Annotated in this window: 7 protein-coding genes; 6 read left to right on the plus strand and 1 reads right to left on the minus strand. The window is 74.5% G+C overall.

What is annotated here, in order from left to right; translation table 11 throughout:
* Positions 1 to 11: 11 nt before the first annotated feature.
* From ACZ3KP_RS24215 to ACZ3KP_RS24230, 4 genes are all read left to right on the plus strand, one after another.
* Complete coding sequence (locus ACZ3KP_RS24215) at positions 12 to 2,180, plus strand: serine/threonine-protein kinase (protein WP_467501747.1); 2,169 nt, start codon at positions 12 to 14, stop codon at positions 2,178 to 2,180.
* A 137-nt stretch (positions 2,181 to 2,317) separates the two neighbouring features.
* Positions 2,318 to 5,317: a protein kinase gene (locus ACZ3KP_RS24220; protein ID WP_467501680.1), complete on the plus strand. Its 3,000-nt coding sequence runs from the start codon at positions 2,318 to 2,320 to the stop codon at positions 5,315 to 5,317.
* Between the two features lie 181 nt (positions 5,318 to 5,498).
* On the plus strand, positions 5,499 to 7,286 hold the full coding sequence (locus tag ACZ3KP_RS24225) for a serine/threonine-protein kinase (protein ID WP_467501681.1): 1,788 nt from the start codon (positions 5,499 to 5,501) through the stop codon (positions 7,284 to 7,286).
* 198 nt (positions 7,287 to 7,484) lie between these two features.
* A complete protein-coding gene (locus ACZ3KP_RS24230) occupies positions 7,485 to 9,077 on the plus strand; it encodes a serine/threonine-protein kinase (RefSeq protein ID WP_467501682.1) in 1,593 nt (530 codons plus the stop codon).
* A gap of 31 nt (positions 9,078 to 9,108) precedes the next feature.
* Here ACZ3KP_RS24230 and ACZ3KP_RS24235 read toward each other — a convergent pair whose 3' ends face one another.
* Positions 9,109 to 11,022, minus strand: coding sequence for a glycosyltransferase family 2 protein (locus ACZ3KP_RS24235; RefSeq protein ID WP_467501683.1), 1,914 nt, complete (start codon positions 11,020 to 11,022; stop codon positions 9,109 to 9,111).
* Positions 11,023 to 11,155: 133 nt separating this feature from the next.
* Here ACZ3KP_RS24235 and ACZ3KP_RS24240 point away from each other — a divergent pair, with 133 nt between their 5' ends.
* On the plus strand, positions 11,156 to 12,082 hold the full coding sequence (locus ACZ3KP_RS24240) for a serine/threonine-protein kinase (RefSeq protein ID WP_467501684.1): 927 nt from the start codon (positions 11,156 to 11,158) through the stop codon (positions 12,080 to 12,082).
* Positions 12,083 to 12,187: 105 nt separating this feature from the next.
* Complete coding sequence (locus ACZ3KP_RS24245; RefSeq protein ID WP_467501685.1) at positions 12,188 to 13,813, plus strand: succinic semialdehyde dehydrogenase; 1,626 nt, start codon at positions 12,188 to 12,190, stop codon at positions 13,811 to 13,813.
* The last annotated feature ends 6 nt before the right edge of the window (positions 13,814 to 13,819 follow it).

Raw genomic sequence — 13,819 nt, forward strand, 5'->3', positions numbered from 1 at the left:
TGAGGGGACGCATGTCGGAGGCGGAGCGGGCGGGTACTTCTCGTCAGGGGACTCGTCAGGACAACAGCGAGCGTCTTCTCGCCGGGCGGTACCGGTTGGGGGGAGTGCTCGGCCGCGGCGGCATGGGCACGGTGTGGCGCGCCGAGGACGAGACCCTCGGCCGGACGGTGGCCGTCAAGGAACTGCGGTTCCCGTCGAACATCGACGAGGACGAGAAACGACGCCTGATCACACGCACCCTGCGTGAGGCCAAGGCGATCGCCCGGATCCGCAACAACAGCGCGGTGACGGTCTTCGACGTGGTCGAGGAGGACGACCGGCCCTGGATCGTGATGGAGCTGGTCGAGGGCAAGTCGCTGGCCGAGGTCATCCGGGAGGACGGCCTGCTGGACCCGAAGCGCGCGGCCGAGGTCGGTCTCGCGATCCTCGACGTGCTGCGGTCCGCGCACCGCGAGGGCATCCTGCACCGGGACGTGAAGCCGTCCAACGTGCTGATCTCCGAACACGACGGCCGGGTGGTGCTCACCGACTTCGGTATCGCCCAGGTCGAGGGCGACCCGTCCATCACCTCCACCGGCATGCTCGTCGGCGCCCCCTCCTACATCTCCCCGGAGCGGGCCCGAGGTCACAAGCCCGGCCCGGCGGCCGACCTGTGGTCGCTCGGCGGTCTGCTGTACGCGGCGGTCGAGGGCACGCCGCCCTATGACAAGGGGTCGGCGATCGCCACGCTGACCGCGGTGATGACCGAGCCGCTGGAGGAGCCCAAGAACGCGGGGCCGCTCAAGGACGTCATCTACGGGCTGCTCACCAAGGATCCGGCCCAGCGGCTGGACGACGCGGGTGCGCGGGCGATGCTCAACGCGGTCGTCAACATGCCCGCGGAGGCACCGGCGGACGCCACTCGGGTGGTGCCGTTGCCGCCGCAGCCCGACGCGCCGGAGGTGGAGAAGAGCGGCGGGGCCAAGCGCGGTGAGGAGGCGGGGGAGAAGCTGCGCGGCGCGCTGCGTTCCGTGCGCAAGGTCGCGGGGGCGGCGAGCGCCTCGGCCGCGACCAGGGTGAAGAGCGGCGGCACGGGCGGGGCGGGTGGCAGCTCGGGCGGCGCGGCGGCCTCGGGTGGCGCGGACAGCGGGATCGCCGCCGGCTCCGGTTCAGGCTCCGGTTCCGGTGCGGGAGCCGGCACCCGGTCCGGTGCGGGGGCCGTTCCGGGACCGGGCGGGAGCAAGCGTTCGGACTCCGTCGGCTCGGCCTCGGTGGGCTCGGCCTCCGTGGGCATCGGTGGCGGGCCCGGTTCCACTGGCGGTGCGGCGCGGACCAAGCCGGGTACCGGCAAGGTGAGTTCGGGGTGGCCCGTGGTGCCACCGCCGGACCTGGACCTGCCGCCGCGGCCGGTGCCCCGGGCGCCGCTCACCGACGTGGTGCCCAAGCGCACCCTGGTGATCATCGCCCTGGTGGTGGTGCTCGCGGTGCTCGGTACCGTGCTCGCCCTCACGCTGGGCGGCGACGACGGGGACGCCAAGGGGAGCGGCAGGAGCGGCGGAGCCAAGGCGGTGGCGAGCTCGGGGGCGAGTGCGCGCACCGGCTCAGGTGCGAAGTCCGGCAGCGGGCCCGCCACCAAGGAGGACACCAGCGGCGGCACCCGGACGGATGGCACGTCGGCGTCCGCGACCACCGGGAGCACCCCGGGCGCGGACGGGGCGGGCGACGACAGTTCCTCCACGTCGAACTCCAGTGGCAGCGGCGACGACGGCGCGCCCGTGGTGAAGAAGTACACCGGCGGCCAGGGGTACTCGATCGGCTTGCCCAAGGGCTGGAGGTTCCAGACCAGCAGCTCCGCCGGGGACCGGTTCACCGGGCCCGACGGGCAGAAGCTGCTGATCGCCTGGACGAGCAGCCCCAAGGACGACCCGGTGGCGGACTGGCGGAACCAGGAGCGGTACATGGTGCGCTCCGAATACCAGAAGATCCGCATAGCGGCGGTGAGCTACCGGGGCTGGAACGCCGCCGACTGGGAGTTCACCTACGCCGAGGGCGGGACCAAGTACCACACGATCGACCGGGGGTTCGTCGTCAGCTCCCAGCAGGGGTACGCGCTGATGTACACCGCGAAGGACGACGCCTGGAGCAGCGAGCTGCGCGAGGACACCTGGAAGACGCTCGCCGCGTCCTTCGAGCCGAAGTGACAAATTCGCATCCCCACAATGCGAATTGCCTCCGGCACGTATCGTGAGTGGTTGCGGACCGTACGCATGCAGGTATGCATGCGGAACGGGCCGCCCAACGAACGGATTTGACCGACCGGGCGGCCGGGGGAGGCAACGTGGACGACTATGCGGGTCGGGTGCTCGCCGACCGCTACCGCCTGCCCCTGCCCCCCTCCGACGAGTACGAACTCACCGAGAGCCGGGCCTTCGACACCTACAGCGGGCAGGAAGTGCTCGTCCGCCAGGTGCCGTTGCCGGAGGTGGTCGAGGCCGAGGTGCTCGACGCGGAGGGGCTGCCCGACGGGTTCACAGCCCGTGACCGTGGCGGCCGCCGGCCGCCGTCCGCCAGGACCGCGACACGCCGGCCCAGCGATCCTGCGGTGCGGCGCGCCGTGGAGGCCGCGCAGGCCGCCGCCCGTATCCCCGACCACCCCCGCCTCGACCAGGTCTTCGACGTGTTCGCCGAGGGCGGTTCGCTCTGGATCGTCAGCGAGTTCGTCGCCGCACGGCCGCTGGCGGCGCTGCTGGCCGAACAACCGCTGACGCCGTACCGGGCGGCCGAGGTCGCCTCCGACCTGCTGATGGCGCTGCGGGTCCTGCACGCGCACGGCTGGGTGCACCGCAACATCACCGCCCGCACGGTCCTCGTCTGCGACGACGGCCGCGTGCTGCTGACCGGCCTCGCGGTCGGGGCCGCGGAGGAGGCGCTGAGCGGGTACGACCCGGTGCCGCTGCCCGAGGAGGAGGGCGGCGAGGGGGCCGCGGGGCCGCGGGGTCTCGGGCAGGTGGAAGGTTCCGGCGCGGCCGGCACGCTCGGCGGCTCGCCCCTGTCCGTCGTGCCGCCCGTTCTGCCCGGTTCGGGCGGTTCCGGCGGTTCGGGAGCCGTTGCCGTCGGAGGCACGGGAAGCAGTGGTGGTGCGTTCGGTGGTACGGGCGGCGCGCGGACGGCGCCCGGCGCGTCGCAGACGGATCCCGAAGCCGCGCGGCGCGCCGCGATACAGGCGCGGGCGGCCGGCGGGTTGCCGGGGGCCGGACCGGACGAGGGTTCGGGCGGCACCGGTACGGGCGCGGTGGAGCGGCGTGCCTTGGAGACCGGCGCGGACATCCGGGCCGCCCGGGCCGGGGCGATCGCCGCGTACCAGGCGGGGGCCAGGGCCGCCGCCCGGGTCCAGGAGGCCCAGCAGGGCGGCCGGGCCGCCCTGCCCGGCGCCCGGCCACCCTCCGAGGGCGACACCCGGCCCCCCGCGCCCCACATCCCGGGACAGTCCGGCGGCGCGACACCTCCGCCGTACGGCCAGGGACACGCCAACGGGGCGGCGCAGCCGGGGCACGGCCCCGGGCAGGCCGACGGCGCGTCGCAACCGCCGTACGGGCAGGGGCGCGCCGATGGCGTGTCCCCGTCGCCGTACGGCCCCGGGCAGGCCGACGGGGCGGCGCAGCCGGGGTACGGCGCCGGGGTGGCCGAGGGTGGGAGCCGGGCGCCGTACGGGCCGGAGCAGGGCGATGCCGAGGGCGGTTCGCCGTATCTGCCGGGGCAGGCCGGTGGTGTGGCGCCGTCGCCGTACGGCAACGGGCGGGCGCAGGTGCCCGGGACCGGTGCCGAGCAGCGGGCCGCCGGTGGGGTGCCGCGTGGCCAGATCGCCGATCCGTACGGGGTGCGCGGCGCGCCCGCGCCCTGGCACGGCGCCGCACCGCGCCCGCAACCCGGAGCGGCTCCGGTGGCCCCCGGGCGGGAACGGTCCGCGCTACCGCCCGCCGCTCCCGGCGCCGACGGGCCCGGAACCGAACTGCCCGGCGCTCAGGGCGGCCCGCCCGCCGTCGTACCCGCGCAGGGGGCCGGTTCCGCCCCCCGCTGGGACGAGGCCGGTGCCGCCGTGCCGGGCCGGCGGGGTCCCGCGACCGCGCTGGCCGCCGAGCGGGCCCGGCAGGTGCGGATGACCGTGGTGGGGCCGGTGACCGAGCGCTGGGCGCCGGAGCAGGCCGTTCCCGTGCACGAGAACTGGCAGCTGGCGGCGCCCATCGGACCGGCCACCGACCTGTGGGCGCTGGGCGCGCTGCTGTTCCGGGCGGTGCAGGGACACGCACCGTACCCGGAGGAGTCGACCGCCGAACTGGTGCAGCTGGTGTGCTCGGAGCCGCCCGCCTTCGCGGAGGAGTGCGGTTCGCTCAGGCCGGTCGTGGAGTCGCTGCTGCGTCAGGACCCCACCGAGCGGCCGGACTTCGAGGAGCTGCGCGGCTGGCTGCGCTCGCTGGTGCGCTCCGCGCCCGAGCCGGACGCCGGTACGCATGTCGTCGCCGCCCCGCCCGACCCCCGGCGGCTGCCGATCGTCCGGCGCCGCGGCGAGCTGGTGCGCAGGCGCAGGGCCGGGCTCCCGGCGACCCACGGCCGGCACAAGCGGGCCCGGGAGGAGGCCAGGTCCCCGCGGCGACTGGGCCGTACGCTGCTGTTGCTCGTCCTGCTCCTGCTGGCCGCGGCGGTCGCGTACGCCATGCTGTTCCTGCCGAAGAAGGGCGCCACGGACGACAACGGCGGCGACCGGACGGGATCGGCGGGGACGGTCAGCACCGCGCCCGGCTCCAGCGCGACCCCCACCCCCAGCCCGACGGCGACTCCGTCCACGCAGACCCAGACCACCGCCGGCTCGACGGACGGCGCTTCCGTGGGCGACGGCTTCACCCTGCGCAACGACCCGAACGGCTTCCGGATCGCCGTCGCCAAGGGCTGGACCCGCACCCCGAAGAACAGCGCCGGCCAGGTGATCTACTCACAGGGCAGGTTCGAGCTGATCGTGGTGGCGGGCCGGGACAGCGCGGCGACCTACGGCAGCGACCCGATGGCGTACCAGCGGGACAAGGAGCCGGAGCTGCAGCCGTACCGGGACTCCAGCTGGGCCACGGCCGGCGGTCTGCGCACCATCACGGTCGGTCAGCAGGTGTCCGCCGAGGGCCAGTTCACCTGGACGGACAGCCGGCAGGGCGACCTGTTCGTACGCAACATGGTCTTCCTGATCGACGGGCGCTACCACATCGTGCAGGTGCGCGGCCCGGAGTCCGACCGGGACGAGGTCACCAAGCTGTACGAGCAGGCCTCGTCGACGTACAGGTACACGGGCTGAGCCGTGTAAACGCCGTCCCGGGCCGATCGGTTCCCGCCATGGTGAGGGGATTTCGTTCACATCCCGTAAGGAAGGCGAAAACCGTCACAGTGCTGTCTCCGTGGGACCCCGCTGGTTCCATGACCGCAGGCCGGTCCTTAGTCTGGCCCTGACAAGAGCATTGCGGGGCAACGTGAATCAGATGCAGGGCCTGCTCATAGCGGGCCGCTACCGGCTCGCCGACACCATCGGCAGCGGCGGCATGGGCCGGGTGTGGCGCGCCCATGACGAAGTGCTGCACCGGGCGGTCGCCATCAAGGAGTTGACGGCTGCGCTCTACGTCTCCGAGGCCGACCAGGCCGTCCTGCTGGCCCGTACCCGGGCGGAGGCGCGCGCCGCGGCGCGCATCAACCACTCCGCCGTCGTCACCGTCCACGACGTACTCGAACACGACGGCCGGCCGTGGATCGTCATGGAGTTGGTCGAGGGCCACTCGCTGGCCGACGCGGTCAAGGAGCAGGGGCGCATCGAGCCGCGGGAGGCCGCCCGGATCGGGCTGTGGGTGCTGCGCGCCCTGCGCGCCGCGCACAGCGCCGGGGTACTGCACCGGGACGTCAAGCCGGGCAACGTGCTGCTCGGCCGGGACGGCCGGGTCCTCCTCACCGACTTCGGCATCGCGCAGATCGAGGGCGACACGACCATCACCCGGACCGGGGAGGTCGTCGGCTCCGTCGACTACCTCGCGCCGGAGCGGGTGCGCGGGCACGACCCCGGGCCGTCCTCCGACCTGTGGGCGCTGGGCGCGACGCTGTACACGGCGGTCGAGGGCCGCTCGCCGTTCCGCCGTACCTCGCCGCTGACCACCATGCAGGCGGTCGTCGAGGACGAGGCCGCCGAGCCGCGGGCGGCGGGTCCGCTGGAGCCGGTCATCACCGCGCTGCTGCGCAAGGAACCGGCCCAGCGACCGACCCCCGAACAGGCCGAGCAGATGCTCGCCGAGGCGGCGGAGGGCCGGCGGCCCAGCGCGGCCCAGGCCTACGTGCCGACGCGGTCGCAGCTCAGCGCCGGTACCCGGCCGGACCCGGGGAAGTCCGGGGCGTCGCCGTACGACAGCGCGTGGGAGACGGCCCAGGGAAGTCCCCGGGAGACCGGGTACGGCAGTGGCTCCCACCGCGGAGCGTCCGGCGGCGCGCACGGCGGTTCCCTCGGGGATTCGTACGGCGGCGGTCATTACGGCGGTTCCTACGAGGTCCGGCCGCCCGTCGGCGGCAGTTCCATGAACGGGCCGACGGCCGTCGGCGGGGCACCCGTGCCGGCCGCCGCGCAGCCCCGGCGGCGTCGGCTGCGCACCCTCGCGCTCGTCGTGGCCCTGGCCGCGCTGATCGGCGGCGGCGCGGCCGTGGCGTTGCAGAAGTGGGACTCCGGACAGCGGCAGCACGCCTCCGGCAACGTCGCGCCGGCCACGTCCGGTGCGTCCTCGCCGAGTGCCACCTCGGCTCCGGACGGCGCGGTTCCCACCGACTGGGTGACCAAGCACGACCCGCTCGGCTTCAGCCTCTCCCTGCCCAAGGGCTGGAAGCGGAGCGTCTACGGCATCGACGGCGACCTCAAGCAGATCGACTACACGCCCGACGACGGCAAGCACTTCGTGCGCATCGCCGTCGACGGCTCACCCGACTTCTCCGACGCGCTCGCCCACCAGGAGGACCTGGAGCAGCAGCTGCACAAGCTGGTCGACTACCGCCGCGTGACCATGGAGAAGAACCTGTACCGGGACCGGCCCGGGGCGGTGTGGGAGTACACCTGGACCGCGCTGAAGAAGGACCCGCCCTACGTGCCAGGTCCGCGTCGCGCGATCGAGGAGACGTACTACTCGCGGGACGGCGTCGAGTACGCGATCTACATGTCGTCGCCGGCGAAGGACTGGGCGACGGCGAGCAAGCAGTTCAAGTGGGTGCTGCAGACCTGGGATCCGGGGACGTCGGGCTGAGCCGCCGCCGGGCGTCCGGGCCGTGCGCCCCGCCCGGGCGTCCGGGCCGTGCGCCCCGCCCGGGCGTCCGGGCCGTGCGCCCCGCCCGGGCGTCCGGGCCGTGCGCCCCGCCCGGGCGTACGGGCCGTGCGTCCCGGCCGTGCGTCTTGGCCGGTCGCGGTCCGGAAGCCGGGCGTCCGGTGCGGCATCATGGGCCTCATGGTGAATCCGGGGGACGACGCCGTACGGCTGGTCGCGGGGCGGTATCGCCTGGGAGCGCGGCTCGGGCGCGGGGGCATGGGCGTCGTGTGGCGGGCCACCGACCAGCTCCTGGGGCGGGAGGTCGCCGTCAAGGAGCTCACCGTCGACGACACCCTCTCCGACGACGAGGCCCGGCTGCGCCGCGACCGCACCCTGCGTGAGGCGCAGGCGGTCGCCCAGCTGCACCACCCGCACATCATCGTCGTCCACGACGTGGTGGAGGACGGCGGACGGCCCTACATCGTCATGGAGTTGATCGACGGCGGTTCGCTCGCCGACCGGATCTCCCGGGGCGGCCCGGTGGACGTCGCCGAGGCCGCGCGGATCGGCGTCGCCCTGCTCGGCGCGCTGCGCACGGCGCACGAGGCCGGAGTGCTGCACCGGGACATCAAACCCGCGAACGTGCTCGTCGAGACCGGCACCGGGCGGGTCGTGCTCACCGACTTCGGCATCGCCCAGGTGTCGGGCGCCACCACGCTCACCGAGACCGGTTCCTTCGTCGGCTCGCCCGAGTACACCGCGCCGGAGCGGATGTCCGGCTCCCGCTCCGGCCCGGCGTCCGACCTGTGGTCGCTGGGGGCGCTGCTGTGCGCGGCGCTCAGCGGCGAGTCGCCGTTCCGGCGCGACTCGCTCGGCGGGATCCTGCACGCCGTGGTCTCCGACGAGATCCGGCCACCGGCCCAGGCGGAGCCGCTGCTGCCGGTCGTACGAGGGCTGCTGGAGCGGGATCCCGAGCGGCGGCTGGGCGCGGCGGAGGCCGAGCGGATGCTGCGCGAGTACCTGGACACGGGAGCCGTGGCGGCGCCGGCCGCGACGGGGAGCGCCGGCGCGGCGTCGTACACGCCGACCCAGCGGGACGTGCCGCGGCCGCCGGTGCCGGGCGCCGCGCCGCAGTCCTCCGCCACGCGCGGGCTGCTGGTGGCCGCGTTACTGGTCGCCGCGATGGCCGGGGCGGGCGTGTCGGCGGCGACGCTGCTGTTCCACGGCGGCGAGGACGGCGGTACGCCGGGACCCGGCGCGACGACGGCCGTCTCCGCCTCCCACCCGTCGACCGCCGCCCCCACCTCGTCGGCCGCTTCCCCCATCCCCTCGGCCTCCGGCAACCGCACCGCGCCCTCCGGTTACCGCTTCGCGCAGGACCCGGCCGGCTTCTCGCTGGCCGTGCCGGCGGGCTTCACCCGCGAGACGCAGGGCGAGCGCGTCTTCTACCTGTCGCCGGGGCAGACCTTCCGGCTCGGCATCAAGGTGTCCGAAACGGTGGCCGGCGGGCCGGGGACGGTGATGCGGCGGGCGGCGGCCGAGGGGCCGAGCACCAACCCCGGCTACCACGACGGCCGGGTCACCGACACCACCCACTCCGGAAACCCGGCCGCCTTCTGGGAGTTCACCTGGAAGGGCTTCAGCGCCACCGAGGGCCCCCGGCACACCTACGACCTCTGCTGGGAGGAGAACGGACGGCTGTACGACGTGTGGGTGTCGGCGCCGGTCGGCAAGGTGCGGGAGGCGCGGGAGTACTTCGACGTCGCGGTGGACACGTTCGCGGCGGGGTGAGCGCGGGGGCCGGAACAGGGGACCGGGCCGCTCAGGGCGTGCGCCGCACGCGCCGCAGCCCGTCCGCCGCCGCGTCCATGAGGCGGCGCGTCGGGCGGGGCCGGTACGCCGGACCCTCCAGGCGCCGCACCGCACCGCCCCTGACCACCGCGTACGCGATCGGCGCCGACGCCTTCGGGAACGTGACCGGATGCCGGCCGGTGGGCAGTTGCAGGCGCGCCGGCAGCCGCAGCCGGGCCGTGCCCGCCTCGGGGACCAGCTCGGCCTGCACCGTCACCGTGCCCACGCCGACCTTGACCCGGGCCGGGGTGCCGGTGGCCGCCGCGACGTAGGGCAGCGCGAGCGAGGCCCCCTCCCCGCGCGCCGGGTTCGCGGCCGCCGCCTGAGCCGTGTCCGCCCCCACCTTCCGCTGCCGCTGGTCGATGTCCAGGGCCAGCTGGCCGCTGCCCGTCCAGTACGGCAGCGCCAGCCGTCCGCCGGTCACCGCCGCACCGGCGGCCGGGGTCCCCGGCGTGCCGCCGCCCGTCACCCGGACCATCCGGTCGATGCCCAGCAGCTGCGCGTACACCCACACGTCGTGCACCCCGCGCTCCAACGGCCGCCCACCGGCGAGCCGTTCGGGATCGAGGCGCAGCCGCCCGGCCGCGACGAGCTGACCGCGCCCGTCGCCGAGCGGCAGGAGCCCCACCTCCAGCTCGCCCTCGGGGTACCACCAGTCCTCCCGGTCCCGGTCCTTGACCACCAGTTCCGCGTAGGCCAGCCGGAAGGGATCGCGGACCTCCCAGCCGTCCTCGGTCCCCGGCACCCCGGCCAGCAGCTCCGGGTCGAGCCACCGCTTCCCGTCCCGTTCGACGAGGACGAGGGGCTCGCCGTCGCCGCGCACGAGGCCGAGGGTGACGTCGGCGACGAGACGGCCGTCCTCCCAGGCCGGCGCCCCGACCTCGCAACGCGCCGTGACCTGGCGCACGCGCTCGGCGAGGGCGACGGCGCCGTCGAAGTCGCCGCGTTCGAGGAGGTCGGCGCGGAGCCGGGAGACCGCGGGCAGCCCCTCGCGGACGGCCGCCGGGAACTCCGTCACCGCCAGCTCGCGGGCCGCCTCGAAACGCGGGCGCTGCTCGGCGGGGTCCTCGCGGAGGATCTCCGGTTCGCGGGTACGGGAGAGGACCTCGACGTGGTACAGGCGGTGCAGGAGACGGTTCTGGAGGGCGTCGAGGTCGTCGGAGGGCGGGGTGCCGTCCTTGATCTGGCGGACGATGGTGCGGGCGTTGGCCCAGAAGCCGTGCCGCGGGTTGAAACGGTGCTGGGTGTTGTTGCCGCCGTCGTCCCGCTTCATCCAGTAGTAGCAGGGGTAGTCGGCGAGCACGGAGATCCGCTCGGCCTTGAGGTAGGCGGCGCTGACGAAGAGCAGGTCCTCCAGGATCCAGGGCCCTTCGGGGAAGCGCAGGCCGTGCTCCTCGACGAAGGCCCGCCGGAACATCTTGTGCGGCGACATGCTCTGCATGAGCTCGTCGTTCTCGATGGTGCAGGCGTCGATCGTGTGCCGGAACAGGCGGCGGGGCCGGACCATGGTGCTGGACATCTTGCCGAGCACGACGTCGGCGTCGTTGCGTTTCGCGTGCTCGTACAGCCGCTCCAGGGCCTCGGGTCCGAGCGTGTCGTCGTGGTCGACGAACTGGATGTACTCGCCCTTGGCGTGCCGCATCCCGAGGTTGCGGGGGGCGCCGGGCCAGCCGGAGTTGGGCCGGGTGTGCACCTGGACGTTGGGATGCTCGCCGGCGATCCGCTCCAGCCGGGCCGGTGTGTCGTCGGTCGAGCCGTCGTCGACGTAGATGACCTCGTACTCGTCGGCGGGCAGGCTCTGCCCCAGCAGCGACGGCGCGCACTCGTCGACGTACTTCCCGGTGTTGTAGGTGGGAACGATGACGCTGACCTTGACTCTCGGCATTCACGGGACTTTACCGGCCGGTCGCGGCACGGGTCGGGGCGCGTCCTGCGGTGGTGGCCGCGCCCGCGCCGGCCCACGGCCCGCTGACCGTGCCGCTTCGACAAGGGCATGGTGCGCACGGTACTCATGTGACATGAGCGAAGACGGCGAACAGCCGGTCGAGGGACGTCTGATCGGGGGGCGTTACCGGCTCGCCGGGCCCATCGGCTCCGGGCCGGCCGGCACCGTGTGGCGCGCCCGTGACGAGCAGGACGGGCGGGACGTCGCCGTCAAGGAGCCGCGGCTGCCCGGCGGCGTGGACGACGAGGAACGGCAGCGCGCCGCCCACCGCCTGCTGCACGAGGCCCGCGCCGCCGCCCGCGTCGACCATCCGGCCGTCGTCGCCATTCACGACGTACTCCTCGACGGCGAAGTTCCCTGGACCGTCATGGAGTGGGTGGCAGGGCGGTCCCTCGACCAGGTTCTGGCCGCCGACGGGCCGCTGCCGGCCGCCGAGGCCGCCCGCGTCGGGCTCGCCGTGCTCGGCGCGCTGCACGCCGCCCACTGCGTCGGGATCGTGCACCGGGACCTCAAGCCGTCCAACGTGCTCCTCACGGCGGACGGCGAGCGCGTCGTCGTCACCGACTTCGGCACCGGGTCGGGGCAGGGACTCGGCGGCTTCGTCGCCCCGGAGTACGGCGAGGAGCGCGGGGCCGCCGGACCGGCCTCCGACCTGTGGTCCCTGGGCGCGTTGCTCCGTGCCGCCGTGGGCGGCGCGGTCGGCGCGGACGGCGCCCTCGGGGCGCTGCTCGACCGACTCCTCGCACCTGACCCCGAGGCCCGCCCGGCGGCCGCGGACGCCGCCGAGGTGCTGGCCCGGGCCGCCGGAGCGGACCTCCCGCAGTGGGTCACCGAGCCCCCGGCGGCGCCCGCACCGGCCCCGGATCCCGCCCCGGCGCGTGCGGAGGCCGCGCCGGACCCCGAGGCCGCGGAACCCCGCCGCCTCACCCCCCTCGCCGCCCTCGGCCTGCTCCTCGCCAAAAAACCGGAGCGCGCTGATCGTCCCCGTCCCACCTCCTGATCGGCGCATTCGCTGCCAGTGATCGCTGGCAGTGTGGGCGGTCGCCGGGAAACCGGGTTACCCACGGGTACCCAAAGGCCCCCGTCGCCGCATACCCTGCGGCACATGACGGACTCGCAGGCCCCGGCGCACGCACCGGCCCCCACCGGCACGAACCCCCTCGCCCCCGCCCCCGCAGGGGCCAGAACGGCCGCCGACGTGGTCACGCCCGAGTTGGTCGCCCAGCTCACCAAGGGCGTCGTCGGCTCCGGACGCACGGCCAACCACACGCCGTTCACCGGCGAGAAGCTGGCCGACCTGCCCGAGTCCACCCCCGAGGACGTGGCGAAGGCCTATGAAGCGGCCCGCGCCGCCCAGGCCGTGTGGGCGAAGGTGCCGGTACGGCAGCGCGCCGCCGTCCTGCTCCGCTTCCACGACCTGGTCCTCCAGCGGCAGGCCGAGGTCCTCGACCTCATCCAGCTGGAGACCGGCAAGGCCCGGCTGCACGCCCACGAGGAGGTGCAGGCCGTCGCCGTCGCCGCCCGCCACTACGGCCGCAAGGCCCCCTCCTACCTCCGGCCCAAGCGGCACGCGGGCGCCATGCCGACCCTCACCAAGGTCACCGAACTGCGCCACCCGCGCGGTGTCGTCGGCCAGATCGCCCCCTGGAACTACCCCCTCGAACTCTCCGTGGGCGACGCCCTCCCCGCCTTCGTCGCGGGCAACGCGGTCGTCATGAAGCCGGACACCGAGACCTGCCTGACCGCCCTGTGGGCGCGTGACCTGCTCATCGAGGCCGGCCTGCCCGCGGACGTCTTCCAGGTCGTGCTCGGCGAGGGCCCGGTCGTCGGACCCGAGGTCGTCCGGCACGCCGACTACGTCTCCTTCACCGGCTCCACCCGCACCGGCCGCGAGATCGCCCAGGGTGCCGCCGCCCGCCTGGTCGGCGTCTCCCTCGAACTCGGCGGCAAGAACGCGATGCTGGTCCTGGACGACGCCGACATCGAGAAGGCGGCCGCCGGCGCGGTCCGGGCCTGCTTCTCCTCGGCCGGCCAGCTCTGCATCTCCATCGAGCGGCTGTACGTCCACGAGTCGATCGCCGACGCGTTCGTCGAGCGCTTCGCCGCCCGCACCAGGGCCATGCGTCTCGGCCGCTCCCTCGCCTACGGCGCCGACATGGGCTCCCTGGTCGGCGAACGGCAGCTGGAGACGGTCACCCGGCACGTGGCGGAGGCCGTCGAGAAGGGCGCGACCGTCGTGGCCGGCGGCACCGCCCGCCCCGACATCGGCCCCTACTTCTACGAGCCCACCATCCTCGACGGCGTCGAGGACGCGATGGCCGTCTGCACGGAGGAGACCTTCGGCCCGGTCGTCTCGATCTACCGCTTCAGGACGGACGACGAGGCGATCGAGCACGCCAACGGCACGCCGTACGGCCTCAACTCCTCCGTCTGGACGAAGAACGGCAGCCGCGGCCGCGCCGTCGCCGCCCGCCTGCGCACCGGCACGGTGAACGTCAACGAGGGCTACGCCCCCGCGTACGGCAGCGTCCAGTCCCCGATGGGCGGCATGAAGGACTCGGGCCTGGGCCGCCGCCACGGCTCGGAGGGCATCCTCAAGTACACGGAGGCGCAGACGGTCGCCCAGCAGCGCCTGCTCCCGATGGCGCCCTCGCTGGGGATGGACGACGAGAAGTACGCCCAGTTCATGAGCACGAGTCTGAAGGTGATGAAGGCACTGAGGCTGCGCTGAGACGCG

The organism is Streptomyces sp. NPDC020958 (assembly GCF_055562175.1).